The organism is Pseudoalteromonas sp. A22 (genome assembly GCF_018141345.1).
Classification (GTDB): Bacteria; Pseudomonadota; Gammaproteobacteria; order Enterobacterales; family Alteromonadaceae; genus Pseudoalteromonas; species Pseudoalteromonas maricaloris.
On the sequence record NZ_CP047238.1, the window covers coordinates 2,992,205 to 3,009,090 of the forward strand.

Annotated in this window: 16 protein-coding genes; 5 read left to right on the forward strand and 11 right to left on the reverse strand. The window is 43.5% G+C overall.

Features of this window, described 5'->3' with window-relative positions; translation table 11 throughout:
* Window positions 1–83 precede the first annotated feature (83 nt).
* The 6 genes from GSF04_RS18350 to GSF04_RS18375 form a co-directional block, all read right to left on the reverse strand.
* Window positions 84–917 (reverse strand): acyl-CoA thioester hydrolase/BAAT C-terminal domain-containing protein, encoded by an 834-nt coding sequence (locus tag GSF04_RS18350; RefSeq protein WP_211858279.1) that lies wholly within the window; start codon window positions 915–917, stop codon window positions 84–86.
* A gap of 312 nt (window positions 918–1,229) precedes the next feature.
* On the reverse strand, window positions 1,230–1,517 hold the full coding sequence (locus tag GSF04_RS18355) for a hypothetical protein (RefSeq protein ID WP_211858280.1): 288 nt from the start codon (window positions 1,515–1,517) through the stop codon (window positions 1,230–1,232).
* A 1,688-nt stretch (window positions 1,518–3,205) separates the two neighbouring features.
* On the reverse strand, window positions 3,206–4,240 hold the full coding sequence (locus tag GSF04_RS18360; RefSeq protein WP_211858281.1) for a S66 peptidase family protein: 1,035 nt from the start codon (window positions 4,238–4,240) through the stop codon (window positions 3,206–3,208).
* A gap of 71 nt (window positions 4,241–4,311) precedes the next feature.
* Complete coding sequence (locus GSF04_RS18365) at window positions 4,312–5,517, reverse strand: FAD-dependent oxidoreductase (RefSeq protein WP_211858282.1); 1,206 nt, start codon at window positions 5,515–5,517, stop codon at window positions 4,312–4,314.
* Window positions 5,504–6,910, reverse strand: a complete 1,407-nt coding sequence (locus tag GSF04_RS18370; protein ID WP_211858284.1) for an FAD/NAD(P)-binding oxidoreductase — start codon at window positions 6,908–6,910, stop codon at window positions 5,504–5,506. Before GSF04_RS18370 ends, GSF04_RS18365 begins: the two co-directional genes overlap by 14 nt.
* Before the next feature lie 4 nt (window positions 6,911–6,914).
* Window positions 6,915–7,226, reverse strand: coding sequence for a 2Fe-2S iron-sulfur cluster-binding protein (locus GSF04_RS18375; RefSeq protein ID WP_010371949.1), 312 nt, complete (start codon window positions 7,224–7,226; stop codon window positions 6,915–6,917).
* Window positions 7,227–7,618: 392 nt separating this feature from the next.
* Here GSF04_RS18375 and GSF04_RS18380 point away from each other — a divergent pair, with 392 nt between their 5' ends.
* Window positions 7,619–7,846, forward strand: a complete 228-nt coding sequence (locus GSF04_RS18380; protein ID WP_211858286.1) for a helix-turn-helix domain-containing protein — start codon at window positions 7,619–7,621, stop codon at window positions 7,844–7,846.
* Complete coding sequence (locus tag GSF04_RS18385) at window positions 7,830–8,447, forward strand: GNAT family N-acetyltransferase (RefSeq protein ID WP_211858288.1); 618 nt, start codon at window positions 7,830–7,832, stop codon at window positions 8,445–8,447. The genes GSF04_RS18380 and GSF04_RS18385 overlap by 17 nt, the downstream gene beginning before the upstream one ends.
* Window positions 8,448–8,456: 9 nt before the next feature.
* On the opposite strand, the gene GSF04_RS18390 is transcribed toward GSF04_RS18385, so the two are convergent.
* From GSF04_RS18390 to GSF04_RS18405, 4 genes are read right to left on the reverse strand one after another with little or no spacing between them, the layout of a single operon-like run.
* Window positions 8,457–9,062: an SDR family oxidoreductase gene (locus GSF04_RS18390; protein WP_211858290.1), complete on the reverse strand. Its 606-nt coding sequence runs from the start codon at window positions 9,060–9,062 to the stop codon at window positions 8,457–8,459.
* The gene (locus GSF04_RS18395; RefSeq protein WP_010371961.1) at window positions 9,059–9,508 is read right to left on the reverse strand and encodes an adenylyltransferase/cytidyltransferase family protein; all 450 of its coding nucleotides are present in this window, start codon (window positions 9,506–9,508) and stop codon (window positions 9,059–9,061) included. Before GSF04_RS18395 ends, GSF04_RS18390 begins: the two co-directional genes overlap by 4 nt.
* A 6-nt stretch (window positions 9,509–9,514) precedes the next feature.
* Window positions 9,515–10,261 (reverse strand): SDR family oxidoreductase, encoded by a 747-nt coding sequence (locus GSF04_RS18400; RefSeq protein ID WP_211858292.1) that lies wholly within the window; start codon window positions 10,259–10,261, stop codon window positions 9,515–9,517.
* 27 nt (window positions 10,262–10,288) lie between these two features.
* Complete coding sequence (locus GSF04_RS18405) at window positions 10,289–10,777, reverse strand: winged helix-turn-helix transcriptional regulator (RefSeq protein WP_010371968.1); 489 nt, start codon at window positions 10,775–10,777, stop codon at window positions 10,289–10,291.
* 406 nt (window positions 10,778–11,183) lie between these two features.
* On the opposite strand from GSF04_RS18405, the gene putA reads away from it, so the two are divergent.
* Window positions 11,184–14,987, forward strand: coding sequence for a bifunctional proline dehydrogenase/L-glutamate gamma-semialdehyde dehydrogenase PutA (gene putA / locus GSF04_RS18410; RefSeq protein ID WP_211858294.1), 3,804 nt, complete (start codon window positions 11,184–11,186; stop codon window positions 14,985–14,987).
* Window positions 14,988–15,058: 71 nt separating this feature from the next.
* Here putA and GSF04_RS18415 read toward each other — a convergent pair whose 3' ends face one another.
* On the reverse strand, window positions 15,059–15,313 hold the full coding sequence (locus GSF04_RS18415) for a helix-turn-helix transcriptional regulator (protein WP_010371972.1): 255 nt from the start codon (window positions 15,311–15,313) through the stop codon (window positions 15,059–15,061).
* Window positions 15,314–15,540: 227 nt separating this feature from the next.
* Here GSF04_RS18415 and GSF04_RS18420 point away from each other — a divergent pair, with 227 nt between their 5' ends.
* A complete protein-coding gene (locus tag GSF04_RS18420; protein ID WP_010371973.1) occupies window positions 15,541–16,224 on the forward strand; it encodes a S24 family peptidase in 684 nt (227 codons plus the stop codon).
* A 5-nt stretch (window positions 16,225–16,229) separates the two neighbouring features.
* On the forward strand, window positions 16,230–16,865 hold the full coding sequence (locus GSF04_RS18425) for a LysE family translocator (RefSeq protein ID WP_211858296.1): 636 nt from the start codon (window positions 16,230–16,232) through the stop codon (window positions 16,863–16,865).
* Window positions 16,866–16,886: the final 21 nt, after the last annotated feature.

Sequence of the window (16,886 nt, forward strand, 5' to 3'; positions counted from 1 at the left end):
GCAGAACTTCGGAAGAGCTCTCTATTTCTAATTTAAACCTCACTCCCCAACCTAAAAATTAACTACGGATTTCCACGTTATTTCTATAACGTACGCAAAAAATGATTAATTATTGACTGTTTAATTTCAGGTGCCGTCTCTTGACTAAAGCCATGACCAGTCGGATATGCGTTGTGTATGATAGAGTGTTTGAACTTATGTTTTTTAAGGTATTCCTCTATCTCGTTCGACATTTGAAATGAGGGCCAAACTTGATCGTTTATTGCTGAAATCAATAATATTGGACCATTTATCTTTTCGAAAGAAAATAGTGATTTTGCTACATTTTCTTTATTTTCCAATGCAGCTTCAAATCGACTAAGTAAAGGAGCATTTTCATCGAGTTCCAACTTTAAAGCAGGAATATCTTTTCCGTTAAATGTCCACGCTGACTTTGCTGTGGTCATTCCATACCATGCTACTTTGCTTGGAGTTGTTGCCACAACAGATTTGATACGTGGCTCCTTCGATGCTAATAAAAGCGCTAATTCAGCTCCCCTCGAACCACCAACAAAGCCAATTTTTGAAGAATCTATTGAGGGAACAGTTTCAAGGTAATCAATTGCACTTAAAAAATATTCTAAGGGTATTTGATCAAGAGTCTGAGCAATCCCTTTTTCTTTAAAATAGGCCAACCCTAGTACAGCGATCCCATGCGGTGCAATCATTTTACCATTAGCATCACCTGTACTGATCCCTCCTTCAGAACCACCTATTGCAATAACCACAGGAACTTTTTTTTCAGATTTAGGTAAATACAAGTTTGCAACTAAGTTTTTATATTCGACTTTATTGATCTCATACTCATGATTTTCAGCTTTCAGTGAAAAAGAAGCTAATGTAAAAATTAGAAATAAAAAAGGTATAGATTTATGCACGATATCTCCTAGTAGTGCTAAACATAATGACTCCCCACGAGGCTGCCTCCATCATCGTGGGTTAATTTAAAAAGCCAGAGCCATAATTAGTCTGTTCAATACTAAAAACTGGACGCTAGCTGAATAACCATAGCATAACTTTTATTGGATTAGATACTCATAAATAATTTACACAAGCTGCTGTTTTAAAAGGTGAAAGAATGTTAGCTTAGACAGCCAACATAACGCCGTTGTAACCGGCTAAAAATTGCTGGCTAAAAAGTGAAGCGAAGCGTAACAGCCAACAGTTTTTTGTCCGCGTTGACGACTTTGTTATGCTTCTTTTAACCGCCACTTTGCGGCCGTTAACTCGTCAGACGTAAACAACACTTTAAATTCTGGCAAACACATTAGGCTCTCAATTGTAAGATCTAACCTGTTAAGTCTTTTTAATTCTCTAACACCTGTTTGAATTTCACCAGATAAAACTAAAGTCTTCGCTACCTCTACTGGATGCCTTTCTTGAATCATAGATTCAAACCTAATTGGTGAATAACCTATTTCATAAGACTCTCGAATAGAGTATTGAATTCTTGCTTTAAATTTATCGCGAATATCCATGATTTCTCCTTGGAGCATAACACTTTAGTATTTATGCCACACGCAGTTTGTGTTGCACAATCGCTTGTTGGACTGAGCCGCTACCTGCTCGATGTGTCAGAGTTGGTGTTATTTATGCTATGGCTTACTTAGAAAAAATAGGCTTTTTGGAGGCTTTCACTTTCCTAGCTAGTGTAATCAGTTTAGCTAGTGTTATGTAAGCTTTCCCTGCATTGCTCAGCGCTTATTATGTATTCATTACACCTAAACTTGGCTTAATAAACAATTATATTTTTTACGCATACAGAGGCCGCTAGCCTGAGCAATTAGGCAGGTTAACTACTTGATTTTACAAAGCAGCCATAATCAAACATCCCCTCCTTGGCTGATATCAAAGCGCATCCATGCGCTTCTCGTTCATTCTTTTGAAACGACGCGATCGAGCGAACCAAGAAAACGTAGCCCCAACATCACACTCAATCCTCAAACCCTAAGCCGATATATAATACCAATAGCACTAAGTCTTCAATCAATTTGAAGGGTGAAATACCATATTAGCGTAGTTAAAAATTTCTCATTTAGAACAACTAAATAGCAAAATTTTTGCCTTGCCTATATGGATATAGGTACCTTGGCGGTAGCAGGACGCGAGAGCGGAGCTACTAAAGCTATTTCTCCGCTTCAAATTGCTCATTTACCTAATACAATTGGTATCGCAACCGCCTTGTAAGGCACATCCCTATGCCAGACAAGACTTGCCAGACATCCTGTCGGCACATTGCATATCAGCTTATGTTTTTCGGGTGTGATGGAGGGGGGATTGGCTTTGACTGCGAGCTCTAGTTTTTCTCTCAAAGCAGCAAATTTGCCTGCAAGCACCAAACAAAACTATCAGAACAGTTTTCCTCCCTCATCACACCCGAAAGTAAATTGCCAATGAGTCATTTCAACGCATGGACGCGTGAAAAGCGGTGACGTTCATATTGGCAATTTACTTGAGGAGTCAGTGTGATGTTGGGAGTGCCTTTTCTTTTGCATACTTTTCTTTTGCATACTTTTCTTTGGGCATCAAAGAAAAGTAAGTCGTAGCCCATGGATGGGCGTCGAAACCTGTCAGGAGGACAAGCTGACTTTACGATAAATTTCGAGCTATCAGCTATCAGCTATCAGCTATCAGCTATCAGCTATCAGCTATCAGCTGTTAGCAAAATAAACCTCCATGTTTAATATCAAACCGCATCCATGCGCTTCTCGTTCATTCTTGTTAAACGACGAAAAAGAACAAACCAAGAAAACGTCGCCCCAGCATCACACTTAATCCTCAAACCCTAAACAGATATAGTGCAACCGCCTTGTAAGGCACATCCCTTTGCCAGACAAGACTTGGCCGACATCCTGTCGGCACATTGCGTATCAGCTTATGCTTTTCGGGTGTGATGGAGGGGGAATAAGTTGCTTGTGAGATCTTCTACAATTTTTATGATTAAGCTGCTTGCAAGCATTGCAAAAACTATCAGCGTAGCCTCCTACCTTACAGTCTAAATAGTTTTGTGGGAGGTGGTTTACCCGCCGATAAGTTATGTTTTTCGGGTGTGGTAAAGGGGGATTAGTATTGACTGTGAGTTCTAGTTTTTCTCTCAAAAGCAGCAAATTTGCCTGCAAGCACAAAAAAAAAACTACCAGCACGGTTTTCCTCCCTCATCACACCACTACAACAAATCAAATACCGGCTCTTTCGCATTTAGACTGAAGTTATCCAAATCCAAGCGATGCTGTATTCCTAGCGGCAAAATCCACTGCGGATCGGTATGGCCAAAGTCAAGCCGAGTTATTACGGGTAAACTGTCACAGCCAAACTCATCACGTACAACCGATAAAATCACCTCATCAAGCGCAGCCATCTCGCGCTCGCTGTAATCCCGAGCACGGCCAATCATTAAGCCGGATATTTTTTCAAACACTCCCATCACCCCATAGTTACGTAACCAAAAGCGAATATAGTCTTGACTGGGTTTATCCTCAGAGGTTTCTAAAAATAGCAATTTGTCTTGCCAAAATGACGGCGATGGCCAGTATTCAGTGCCTTTTAGCATCTCCATCACTTCAAAACAGCCGCCAAATAGCCGCCCTTCCACTTGCCCTGTACCTTGCAGTACTTTTGGACCATTTGTCGCGATAGCGGGATGCAGCTTACCGACGTTTTCTGGTATTGCCCACTCCGGATATCCATGAGAATAAGCTTTGAATATTGGATAATGGACTTCACCTAGCAGCGCCTGCGCTAAATAGGCTTGATACTCAACACTAGCGTTGTGGTACTGGGAGAAACCGGCCATGACCGATGGGCCGTTAAAGGTGACTAATCCCCATTGGTTCAGCAATGTGGTGAGCGTGGAAAAGTCAGAATATCCCATCATAAACTTAGGGTTATTCAAGATAACGGATTTATCTAAATAAGGTAGGATCCGCGCGGAGTCTGAACCACCAATAGAAGAAATTATCCCGGCTATATTCGGATCGGCAAAGGCATCATTAATATCTTTTGCACGTAATTGTGGCTGTGAAAAGAGCACATCCGCAGCCGTTCGAGCCGACGACATTTCAACGATATTAAAACCAAGCGAACGCAGGTTTGCTAACCCTTGCTCAAAAATATGGGGAAATGTACCTGGGCCACCCCAGCTAGGTGATACAATCGCAAGGGTATCACCTCGGTTTAGTTTTTTAGGCTTGCGTAATTGCACCGTCTATCTTGCCTTAATGGAATATTCATCAGCAACTAGATATATCCCATTAAGACAACAGAATCAAATGCTTATTCGAACCTTTCAACGCAAAACGGAGCCAAATCAACAGAGGTAGGTTTGCCTGTCATGAGTTCAGTAATAAGCGTGCCAGTAATGGCCGACATTAAAATCCCCGTCCTAAAGTGCCCACACGCATTAATGTAACCTTCCACTCCATCAACGGGGCCCAAAATTGGCAGCTCATCCGGTGTACCGGGTCTAAGCCCTGCCCAACAACGTTTAATACTCGACTCTTTAAGAATGGGTAGACACTTCATAGCACCTTGTGACAACTCAGTGATTTTATCTAGACTATTGGTGGTATCGAAGCCTTTTTCCTCCGTTGAAGAGCCAATTAAAATCTCGCCGTTGTCCTTTTGTGCAATGTAGCAATCACTGGTACTGATACAACCATTTAATACTTTAGGCATGCGCTCAGACAGCACTATTTGACCCTTAACCGGGTAAACTGGCATGTGTTTACCTGTCGCCTGATGGTAAATGTCATCCGCCCAGGCACCAGCGGCATTAATTAGAGTGTCGCAATGTAGGCTTTGATCTTGCGTCCTCACACCTATCACTTTATTGCCTTCACGCAGTACCTCTAGCACTTCGGTATTCAGAAATAACTCAACACCATTTTGGCGTGCACCTTCGGTATACGCATCAACTAACCGGTATGGGTTTACCTGATGGTCGCAAATAAAATCTATCGCACCAATTGCATCTGGGGTGATATAAGGCTCCTCTGCACGTAATTGCTGTTGGTCTAACCAACGGATCTGCGAGGACAAATTAGGGATCCCAGACACTATGCTATCTGCATATATTTCATCATCGCGATTGTACATAATGAATTTAAGACCGGTACGTTCAAACTTAAAGTCGACATCATGTCTGGCCAGCATTTCTTCATGCAGTGCTGGATATAACTCGTTTGACTTGAGCGCAAGTTCAAAAAAGCATTCTGGTAATTGATGCGGCCGCAATGTTTCTGCAGCTTCGGTATCGCCTTCGCTTTGGAGCTTAGACAAGGTTTTGAAGAAGATCACACCACAGCCAAGACCAACCGACTCACCAATTGCCCATAATCCACCCGCAGAGGCACGAGACGCGTTACCCGGCTTTTTTAAATCCACTAACGCGATTTTTAGGTTGGTATCGCGGCTTAAAAAATAGGCACAGGCAGCACCAATTACACCGCCACCTGCGATAATGACATCATACTGCTTCATGGTTTTTCTCCAGTAGAGTAAATGGAATTGGGTCAAGTGGGAATCTTGGCCTTATCACGCCCAATGTATCTAAGTGCCCTGCCGCGTGCAGTCGGTCTAGTGCATAGCTAGAGCACATTTTCCCTTGGCAGTCTCCCATGCCAATACGGGTTCTCATTTTCACGCTAGATAAATCTTTTGCACCTTGTTGCAATGCTAAATCGAGTTGCTGGCGCTTTACTTGTTCGCAGCGACACACCACAGTATCTGGCTGGGTTAACGCTAGCAGCCCCTCTCGTCGCGCCGAGAAGCGGTCAAATCCTGCTCTAAACTTCTGTGCTTGCTTACGCTTAGTCTTGAGCTTGCGCATTCGCGTGTGGAAGGCCGTTTCGCTTAAACAGGCTTGCTCATAGGCAAGCATGGTTGCGGCCATTTTTCCTTCAATGATAGCCGCTTCTGCGCCTAGCAAACCATTGGTATCACCACAGACAAAAATTGAATTTAAGCTACTGCGTAAATTGTCATCTAATAAAGGCACATAACCATTCGTGGTGGTGTACTGATGAGAAACCCCAAGTAGCATGGCAAGCTGGGTGCGGGCAACAAAACCATAGCCAACTCCCAAACTATCCACGGCTAAATGCTGTGCTTTTGACAAGTCCGCATGCCAATGCTCATCGTAAGGCGCTACGGTAACACTGGAGAGTTTTTCTTGGCCTTCTGCTTTCACAATGCCATAGCCATACTTGAATGGAATATTATGCTTTTTGAGATACGCCAACATACTCAATCCCGAAAGCGTAAGCTTAGGTTTATTAAGCAGCGCCACAGTCTCTTTCGCCAGTTCACTAAAGCGACTCGCTTCATATACGCCAACCACTTGTGCACCGGATTTATGTAACTGGCAAGCAACCAATGGTAATAATGGTCCTGTTCCGACTAAAGCCACTTTTTTCCCTGGTCGAACTAACCCACTTTTAAGCTGAAGTTGCATCCCGCCCATTAACATCACACCAGGTAACTGCCATCCTTCAAATGGCACACTGCGCTCGTGACAACCAGTTGCCAGAACCAACTTGGTGTAATCTATTTGCGTTAACTGATTTTGTGTTTGCACCAGCAAACCGCTTTCGCCTTCAGGCCCAAGCACTTTGGTTTGTAGTTGTAGTGTTATATCTTGTTTATGATGTTCGTAGCGTACCTTTAGTGCAGCCATCGAACGTTTAAGATTTTCATCTAAATGAGGAAGCTTACTTGCTTGTCGAAGTGGCCCGCGATAGATCACCCCACCAATTTTTGGTGCTTCATCAACTAAGGTGCTAGTAATGCCATATTTAGCCAGCTCAGCTGCACAGCTAACGCCTGCAGGTCCTGCACCAACAATAACGATTTTTTCTTTTTGACAACTAGACATCACACTATACTCCAACCTGCTTGAAACGATTTTGTTTAGTTTCAACCTGCATATTGGGTTGTACTAAGGTTTGGCAAGCCTTTTGTTTATGTTGTTTGTTTATTGTTACCTGGCAACAATGACAAACGCCCATACCACAATAAGCACCGGATACGGCTTCTCGATCGCTTTCCATGATTTGCTTGTAGTTCGCCGCAAGCAATACAGACAACACGGTTTCACCATCGCATGCGTTAACCGCAATGTCGTCAATTTGAATTTGGAACTGTAACCCCTCAGGGTCTGTAATATCTTGGGTTCTGGATAATTCAGACATGAAAAAATGCTCCTTCAATAAAGTCGCACAAAGCCTACTATCCAAATATTAAAAATAAACATTTTATTTACTTTATTCACTTTAATTTGATCCAAATTAACTTTTAAGCACTCTCGCGCTAATTCTGTTCAATTCGGTGCAAATGCTGCACTCACCTCACTAAAGCAGTGCAATGTGAACATATTTACAGACCAACAAAAACCACATCTTATTGATATTAAATAATTTTAATTTATGGCACAGTTTTTCCTTATCAACTAACACGACAAAGAAAGGAGCGTAATTATGTACACTTTATATCAAACGATGTACTTACTTTGGCATTTGGATGTGAGTATCTGGCCTGTGCACGATACAGCAACAAACCCAGTAGATGTTAAGGAGAAAGCACAATGACACTTGGCAAACTAGACACTGCGGTCCACGCAGTAATGAACGATATGCTCACCCCATCACAAGCAGCAAAAGCCTATCATGTGCCGCAGCGAGCACTTTACGAAGCACTGCGACGCTCCAAAGAGAAACAGCAAACTCGATGGCAAAAATTAATGCATGAAAAGGCAAGGCTTGAACAAAGTCTGGCACGGATAAATAAGGAACTGCATGAACAATTTGTCTAATAGCGCTATGCAGCTTCGCATTATTCAGGCGCCTAGCTTGAAATACAATCGCTTAGATTGTCAGCTTTGGGTAAAACAGCTCAGCGCACTGACGCAAGCCTGTATTAATCTTGGCGCCTCTATCGGCTTTTTGCCCTCATCCTCTAGCAGAGCAATACAAAACTACTGGTGGCAGGTATTCGATGCTGTGATCAAGTCGCAAAAGACGCTTATTATCGCTGAACTTAATGGCGTAATGGCAGGTTGTGTGCAACTCTCACCAGCAACAAAAGATAATGCTCAGCACCGGGCAGAAGTGGAAAAACTATTGGTGCATCCAAACAGCCGACGAAAAGGCGTGGCAACAAAGCTGATGCAAGCCATAGAGCAAGAATCTACACGGCAGCAGATATCGTTACTCGTCCTTGATACACAATCGGATTCGGACGCAGAAATCCTATATCAGAGTTTGGGCTTTAAAGTTGCTGGGCAAATCCCTCATTTTGTCAGTGATGCGCGCGGTGACTTCCATGCCACCACATACTATTACAAACTGCTTGCACCGACCTTGCGCAATCGTATTGAGAACCTAGCTCAAGCGCATTATGCCAATGAATATTAGCAAACCAGTTTAATCAAGCGACTCGCTACGACTTTCATTCAGGCGATAAAAAAGCAGCTTACCGATGTGCTGTGGTGTAGTTACAGCCTCTAAGATTGGCGCAGCGCCTTGTGGTATGCTCATCACATTGGGATTATTGATAGTAAGACCATCGCGCAGCTTAGTATCTATTGCCCCAGGACACAGTACCGTTATTTTGTAGCCATCTTTGTGAAGACCTTTAGATAAGGTCACCACGCCCGCTTTCGCCGCACAATAAGACGTCCAATCTTTGTAACTGTTAAATGCCGCCGTCGACGCCACATTGATCAAATGCACCGCTTTGTTTGCTTTAATTGCAGCACGAGAAATTAAATAAGTGCCGATTAGGTTTACTTCGATGTCACGGATCCAAAGATTTGGGTCTGAGTCTGCCACTAAACTTGAGTAAAGCGTTCCTGCCGCATTGATTACACAGTCATAAGATTTGTCGTCAAAAAAACGCTCAACTCCAGCTGGTTTAGAGACATCAAGCTGCGCGCGTGATGGTGCTTCTACTTCGTGTCCTAAGCGCTTCAATTCATCGCTTAAATAAGCGGCAAGACCCCCCTGTCCGCCCGTTATTAACACTTTCATTTCTGTGGCTCTGGGATTGGATGATTGTCGCTTTGCTCTATTAGCTTTTTATACTGATCGTAGATTTTTTGCTTTAAGTTACTAGAGCTAACGCCAGCACCATAAGGAAAGTAAAATACCTGAACTCCAAGCTCTTTCAGATAATCATATTTTCCCTTCCAATCATCGCCAATCACGAACACATCAATATTTAGATTTTTCACCGTTTCACGATGATCTAAAGTACGTTGTGGAATAGCAAGATCTGGATCTCTTAACCCTTCGATAATCGCTAAACGCTCTTCAAATGGCACTGCCGGTGGCTTTTTATAAGAACAAACAAGTTCATCGGTACTTACACCAACGATCAACGTGTCCCCTAAACCTCGGCCATAACTAATCATTTTTAAATGATTACTGTGAAATAGATCAAATGTTCCTGAGACATAAACAATTTTATTTTTCATAAATTGCTATTTCCCTCCAGCTAAATCAATAAAAGTTCCTGTAACAAAGCTTGCTTCGTTACTTAAAAGCCAAGCGATGGCATTGGCAACCTCAATCGCGGTTCCACCTCGCTTCAGCGGTAAAAAATCGGCTAGGCGATCAACTCGGTTTGGTTCGCCACCGTCGCCGTGGATATCGGTATAAATGCAGCCCGGTCTCACGCAGTTCACGCGGATCTGCTCAGCGGCTAATTCCAGAGATAAGCCTCTAGTGAAGCTGTCTATTGCACCTTTTGCAGCCGCATAGTCAACATACTCATTAGCCCCACCTAAATAAGAAGCTGCCGACGATACGTTTACCATGGCGCACTGTGCTGGATTGGCACTTAAACGCATGTGTTTAATTGCTTCGCGAGCACAAATGAAATACGGCGTAACATTATTAGTAAGCATATTGTTGATACGCGCTGCGGTCATGTGTTCAACTCGAGTCTGCGTGTTCAGCACCCCCGCGTTATTAACCAGATGCGTAACTATGCCAATATCGGTCTTTATCTTGTCAAACATTGCCTCTACAGATTTTTCATCTGTGACATCTGCTTGTAACAAATGCGCTTTACCATTATTACTTAGGATGGTATCAGCAACCGTTTCTGCGGCTTGCACATTCTGCTTGTAATTTATAACAACTGTAAACCCTTGTTGTCCCAGCAGTTGAGCCGTTGCCGCACCAATCCCACGGCTCGCACCGGTGATAAGTACCACTTTTTGCATCTATTATTCCTTAAATTGGGCCAACAGTTACTGATAGTTCAGTACTTCTACACCCATGTCTTCTTTGACGTGTTCTATCACCATATAGGTATGGTTTGTACCAACTCCAGGTATTTCAACAATTTGACCTAATACCTCACGATATTGACGCATATCCTGGACTCGGATCTTAACTAAATAATCAAAGCCGCCAGCTACCATATCACAAGAAACGACGTTGGGGATTTTTACAATATGCTGTTTAAACACCTCAAATACCGCTTCGGTCGAGCTTTTTAAGGTGATTTCCACATGCGCAACCAAATGCTGGCCAAGTTTTGCGGCATTTAATCTTGCCGTATATCCTTCGATATACCCCTCCGACTCGAGTTTTTTTACTCGATCGAGACAAGGACTCGGACTCAAGTTTACCTCTTTCGCCAAGTTTACATTAGAGATCCGACCATTGCGCTGGAGCGCGTCTAAGATTGCTAAATCGATGCGATCTAATACCCGAGTTTTAATGGAAGTCGTCATATCAGCATAAAATTTTGTGAGGGTTTGAGATTACCCGCAAATTTACCGTATTCCTTAAAAATAAAACAGCATATTCTGCTGTCTTTTCGATAGAATGCCCGCGAAATTAACGATAAAGGGCAAAGCGGCTTATTTCAGTCTTTAACGCGGCTTTGTTCGAACATTTAGATAATGCATTCTGGCTAAAATTTGAACCCCCAAATGGGTGTGTTATGGTTAGCAATGTGACTGCATCATTTTGTCGTAATTGAGGCTTCCTATACAAATTAAACTACACTTTCAACCTTTGGTTGCTTAGTTTGGCATCAGTTCAGATGTAGTTTTGTAATCTGCACATTAAGGTGTGTGATTCCATAGGCAGGCGCGAATTACATGTATTTTTGACTCCAATTTTTGAGGGTTGCTTATGCTTTATAACGGCGATTTGACAACTAACTGTCCTATCCGACAAAAGATCCGTGATTTTTACCGCATCGATGAGAACGCAGTAATTGATCATATTTTACCTTTAGCTGAGGTAGGCGTTACAGCTCGAAGCCGAGCATGGGAACGTGCACGTCAAATGGTATTAAACATTCGTAGAGATCAAGATGGTCAAAACGGTGTAGACGCGCTTTTAAATGAATTCTCTCTTTCTACCGAAGAAGGCGTGGTACTGATGTGTTTGGCCGAAGCTTTACTTCGTGTACCAGACAAAGCAACACAAGAAAGCCTGATCCGCGATAAGCTCGCAAAAGGCGACTGGAGTTCACACTTAGGCAGCAGCGACTCGTTATTTGTTAACGCTTCAAGCTGGGGTCTACTCGTTACCGGTAAAATGGTTAACTATTCAGACAAGAATAAAGAAGAACAATTTGGCGTACTAAAGCGTACAATTGGTCGTCTTGGTGAGCCAGTTATCCGTAAATCCGTTAACTATGCAATGAAGATCATGGGTAAGCAGTTTGTAATGGGTGAAACCATTCAAGATGCTATCGATCGCGCCGCTGATAAAGAACAAAAAGGTTATGTATATTCGTACGACATGCTAGGTGAAGGCGCGCGTACGATGAAAGATGCAGATCGTTACTTCCAAAGCTATATGACTGCTATCCACGCGATTGGTAAAGCTGCGAAAGGCCGTGGCCCAATTAAGAGCCCAGGTATTTCAGTGAAGCTTTCTGCTATCCACCCGCGCTACGAATTCACACATCGTGACCGCGTGATGGACGAGCTTGTACCTAAGCTAAAAGAACTTGCGATTGCTGCGAAAGAATACGATATCGGTTTCACGGTTGATGCGGAAGAAGCGGATCGTTTAGATATCTCACTAGATGTCATCGAAGCGGTATTCTCAGACGACGCACTTGGCGACTGGAATGGTTTTGGTCTTGCAGTACAAGCATATCAAAAACGTGCCATTTTCGTTGTGGAATGGGTAGCTGAACTTGCTCGCCGCGTAGGCCGTAAACTGATGGTGCGTCTAGTTAAAGGTGCTTACTGGGATACAGAAATCAAAACCACTCAACAAGATGGTCTTGAGCACTTCCCTGTGTTCACTCGTAAAGCAACGACTGACGTTTCTTATAAAGCGTGTGCTATTAAGCTCCTTGAAGCACGCGATGTACTATTCCCGCAATTTGCGACGCATAATGCTTACACCGCAGCAACCATTCTAGAAGTGGCCAAAGGCGATAACAAAGGGTTCGAGTTCCAACGCCTACACGGTATGGGTGAGTCACTTTACGACCAAATCGTTGAAAACGAAGGAATTCAGTGTCGTGTGTATGCTCCAGTTGGTCAGCACGAAGACCTACTTGCTTATCTGGTACGCCGTCTACTTGAAAATGGTGCAAACTCATCATTCGTAAACGCAATTGTTGATACCACTAAGCCTGTTGAGTCACTACTTCCAGATCCTGTAGAAACACTGCAAGGCCTACGTAACCGTTACAATACGCAGATTAAACTACCTATCGAGCTTTATGGCGATGAGCGTCCAAACTCAAAAGGTAAAGACCTTACGGACATCAACGATTTAACACCGTTTAAAGAAAGCCTAGACAACTGGTTTAACGAACACCTAATCGATGAAAGCCAAGTACCAGAAGGTCACCTTGCTGTTCGTAACCCTGCGAACCACAAACAAGTGATTGGATCTGTGCCTTTACACGATGAAGCACACATGCAAAGCGTGCTTGCCAATGCTGATGCGGCTTTTGAAAGTTGGTCTCAAACCTCAGTTGAAGAGCGTGCAAACTTACTACGCCGCACTGCTGACATCCTTGAGCGTCACCATGATGAACTTGTTGCTATCTGTATTAAAGAAGCAGGTAAAGTAACCCAAGACAGCATCGATGAAGTACGTGAAGCCGTTGACTTCTGTCGCTACTATGCAGCGCGTGCAGAAGAGCTTTCTAAAGATGAGCGTTTTGAAGCTCGTGGCGTGATTTTATGTATCAGCCCGTGGAACTTCCCGCTTGCGATCTTCTTAGGTCAGGTAGCTGCTGCTATCGTGACGGGTAATACCGTTATTGCAAAGCCTGCTGAACAAACCAGCATGATTGCCCTGCGTTGTATCGAATTAATGCATACTGTTGGTTTACCAGAGCACGTAGTACAACCGGTTATCGCACGCGGTAGCGAAGTGGGTAAACACATCGTGCCTGACGAGCGTATCCAAGCGGTTATGTTCACAGGTTCAACAGAGACAGGTACGCTTATCTCGCAAATTCTTGCTGAGCGTAACGATATTCAAGTTCCTCTGATCGCAGAAACTGGTGGTCAAAACTGTATGATCGTTGACTCAACAGCATTACCAGAGCAAGTGGTTGACGATGTTATTTCATCAGGTTTCCAAAGTGCCGGTCAACGCTGTTCAGCACTTCGTGTGTTGTTCTTACAAGAAGATGTTGCTGACGGTATCATTGAAATGATCCAAGGTGCGCTTAAAGAGCTACATATCGGCGACCCATCGCTACTATCTACAGACGTAGGCCCGGTAATCGACGAAAAAGCGCTGACCACTTTGACTAAGCATGTTGATTACATGAAGTCGAACGGTAAGCTCCTATTCGAAGCAAAGATCCCTGATAACAGCGAGAACGGCGCTTACTTCTTCGCGCCTCGTCTATATGAGATTTCTGATCTATCCGTGCTTAAGCGTGAAGTATTCGGTCCGGTAGTCCACGTTGTACGCTTCAAAGCAGATCAACTTGATAATGTGATCGATCAAATCAATGGTACAGGCTACGGTCTAACAATGGGCGTTCATTCACGCATTGAAGAGCGCTGCGAATACCTAGCTAAGATGTCTCGCGCGGGTAACGTATACGTGAACCGTAACATGATTGGTGCAATCGTTGGTGTGCAACCATTTGGTGGGCGTGGTCTTTCTGGTACAGGTCCTAAAGCAGGTGGTCCAAACTACTTAGTTCGCCTTGTGAAAGAAAAAGCGTCACCAGACAACGTACAAATGACAGATCTGACGCCTGATGAGCTAGAGATCCACCACTTCCCTGGTGCCGTTGAGCAAGTTGAAAAACTGATGCAAAACTCTAAGCGTGATGAGAAGATCTGGCGTCGTACTGCGCTTAATGACCGTGTTTCGGCAGTGCGTCAGCTACTTGCAAAAGTGGCAACAGTAGACATCATTGATGAGCTGGCGGATGATTTGTCATTAACGCTTTCTGATGCACGTGCTCAGCTAAACCGCTTAGAAAAGCGTATGCGTACTTACACAACGCTACCGGGACCTACTGGTGAATCGAACACGCTGCACTTAGAAGCTCGTGGTTGTGTAGTGGTATATGCCGATAAGAGTACGTCGTTCAACTTCTGGGCGATTTCAATTATCACAGCACTTGCTGCCGGTAACACAGTGATCACAGTAGCCTCTGACTTGTTCTATGAAGAAGCATTGGCATTTAGAGATAAGTTCATCTCAACTGGCGTTGCTGAAGGCGTATTCCAAGTAGCGAAGCAAAACCAGCTACAAGCGATTTTGGCACACCCTCACCTTGCAGGTGCTGTTGTGGCTGCGCGCTCTTCACGCCTTGGTTACTTCTCACAGCAACTTGCAGAGCGCAAAGGTGCTATCCTGCCGGTGATCAGTGCAGAGTACTACGATACGCTTATCAATCGTCTAGTGACTGAGAAAACCATCAGTATCGATACCACAGCTTCTGGTGGTAACACTTCACTGATGACGCTTGTTGAAGACGAAGAGTAAAAGAATATAAGTCGCTATGTTAGCCATAGCGATTTTATCGACCAAAGCCAGCGCAAGCTGGCTTTAATTTTTTACGCAGCGCTTGATGTCCTTAATCCCACAATAACATTAACAATGTCCATTAAATAAACATCTTCAACCAAAGCAATTACATCATTCCATTTAGGGTTGTATTCGTTATTCTCCCAGCGCCTTAATGTTCGCTCCTCTATACCATAGCTTGCGGCTGATTCAGCTTGAGTAAAACCGCGACTTTTACGTGCAAATCTAAGTATGGCAGCACCAAGCGGCGCGCGTTCAGAAATTAAAGGTTGGCTCATTAACATCACACTCATTCCTTAAAAAATTGCGCAAATATATGACATTTAGAAAAATCACTTATTTACGCACCCACTGACTAAATGCATTCAATGCGTAATTTAATGAAGATAATAGACCCGTTTTTTACGCATTTCAACGAAAAAATGGATCTTTTTTGCGTCAAAAATGATTTTACTTCGCAAAAAATAGCCCATATAATGACGCACACGTATCATTACTTAAGAGGCAACGCATGGAACAAAGTCTCATGAGCCTAGCGGAGCGCGTAGAATATGCGATCAAGCCAGACAGTATTAGAGCTTTTGCGTTAAAAATTGATGTATCTGAAGGGACGCTGCGCAGAATATTAAAAGGGGAAGACCCAAAACTCAGTGTCATTGAACGCATTGCTAAACAAGCCAACGTAGATTTGATGTGGCTCGTTACCGGGATCCCACTTGATTGCAAAACCGAATCACCAATCATCCAGCAAAGTATTACCTTGGAAGACTTCAATGAGGACTTTGTTGTTGTGCCTGGCTACCATGTCTCTGTCAGTACGGGTTATGGTGCATTTAACCAAAGTGCCGAGGTTGCACGTTATCTTGCATTTAGAAAAAAGTGGATTGAATTTAAAAATCTAGATAAGTCACAACTGGTCGTGGTGTTTGCCAAAGGCGACTCAATGGAACCCACTATTCACAATAACAATACAATTTTAGTGGATTTATCGGATAAAAAATTAAGCGAAGGCTTGATCTATGTTGTCCGCCTTGGTGAAGAGCTTTATGCCAAGCGCTTACAACAAAACTTTGATGGCTCAGTACGCTTGATTAGCGATAATAAAGAATACCGTGAACAAGTGGTGATGCCGAATGAATTGGAGCAGCTGGAAATTCTCGGTAAAGTGGTATGGATTGGTAAAGATCTAATTTAATAACGATGCTAAATCTTGAATACTTATTCTCATTTTTAATCGCCAGCACGTTAATTGCCGTGGCACCGGGCCCATCCAATGCGTTTTTAATGGCGCAGACCTTTACTAATGGCCGCGTAGCTGGCATGCAAAGCGCATTAGGCTTTGCGCTAGGAGGAGTGACCCACACACTCTTTGCCGTTGTTGGCTTATCGGCACTCCTAAAAGCCTCAGAGACCGCCTATACCACAGTGCAATACCTCGGCGCAGCTTACTTAGCTTATCTAGGTGTAATGACTATCAAAGAGACGCTTGAGAAGGGGCAGATAGCTTGCGAGGAAAAACCGCACGTGAGCACTAAAAAGCCTAAAAACGTGATGTTCCAAGCAATGATGACGGAAGTCTTAAATCCCAAAGTCGCCCTGTTTTTTATTGCATTTATTCCTCAGTTTGTCGATAGTAGCTTGGCGACTTCGACAGCGATGCAACTGGCCATGTTTGGCTTACTGTATCCTATTTTAGCTTTTCCCATCGACTGCATGTATATCTACGGTGGTGATAAAATCGCTGGCTATTTTAGGCAGCATCCCGCAGCGCCGGTGTGGATTGATCGTATTTCAGGCTTAATTTTTATCGCATTGGCAGTCAACTTATTACTCTAAACAGTTACGCAAAATAGGAGC

Excerpts from the sequence above, each read along its gene's own strand:
- GSF04_RS18355 (WP_211858280.1), bottom strand. The coding sequence starts at position 1,517 with ATGGATATTCGCGATAAATTTAAAGCAAGAATTCAATACTCTATTCGA.
- GSF04_RS18365 (WP_211858282.1), bottom strand. The coding sequence starts at position 5,517 with ATGAAGCAGTATGATGTCATTATCGCAGGTGGCGGTGTAATTGGTGCT.
- GSF04_RS18370 (WP_211858284.1), bottom strand. The coding sequence starts at position 6,910 with ATGTCTAGTTGTCAAAAAGAAAAAATCGTTATTGTTGGTGCAGGACCT.
- GSF04_RS18375 (WP_010371949.1), bottom strand. The coding sequence starts at position 7,226 with ATGTCTGAATTATCCAGAACCCAAGATATTACAGACCCTGAGGGGTTA.
- GSF04_RS18380 (WP_211858286.1), top strand. The coding sequence starts at position 7,619 with ATGACACTTGGCAAACTAGACACTGCGGTCCACGCAGTAATGAACGAT.
- GSF04_RS18385 (WP_211858288.1), top strand. The coding sequence starts at position 7,830 with ATGAACAATTTGTCTAATAGCGCTATGCAGCTTCGCATTATTCAGGCG.
- GSF04_RS18390 (WP_211858290.1), bottom strand. The coding sequence starts at position 9,062 with ATGAAAGTGTTAATAACGGGCGGACAGGGGGGTCTTGCCGCTTATTTA.
- GSF04_RS18395 (WP_010371961.1), bottom strand. The coding sequence starts at position 9,508 with ATGAAAAATAAAATTGTTTATGTCTCAGGAACATTTGATCTATTTCAC.
- GSF04_RS18400 (WP_211858292.1), bottom strand. The coding sequence starts at position 10,261 with ATGCAAAAAGTGGTACTTATCACCGGTGCGAGCCGTGGGATTGGTGCG.
- GSF04_RS18405 (WP_010371968.1), bottom strand. The coding sequence starts at position 10,777 with ATGACGACTTCCATTAAAACTCGGGTATTAGATCGCATCGATTTAGCA.
- putA (WP_211858294.1), top strand. The coding sequence starts at position 11,184 with ATGCTTTATAACGGCGATTTGACAACTAACTGTCCTATCCGACAAAAG.
- GSF04_RS18415 (WP_010371972.1), bottom strand. The coding sequence starts at position 15,313 with ATGTTAATGAGCCAACCTTTAATTTCTGAACGCGCGCCGCTTGGTGCT.
- GSF04_RS18420 (WP_010371973.1), top strand. The coding sequence starts at position 15,541 with ATGGAACAAAGTCTCATGAGCCTAGCGGAGCGCGTAGAATATGCGATC.
- GSF04_RS18425 (WP_211858296.1), top strand. The coding sequence starts at position 16,230 with ATGCTAAATCTTGAATACTTATTCTCATTTTTAATCGCCAGCACGTTA.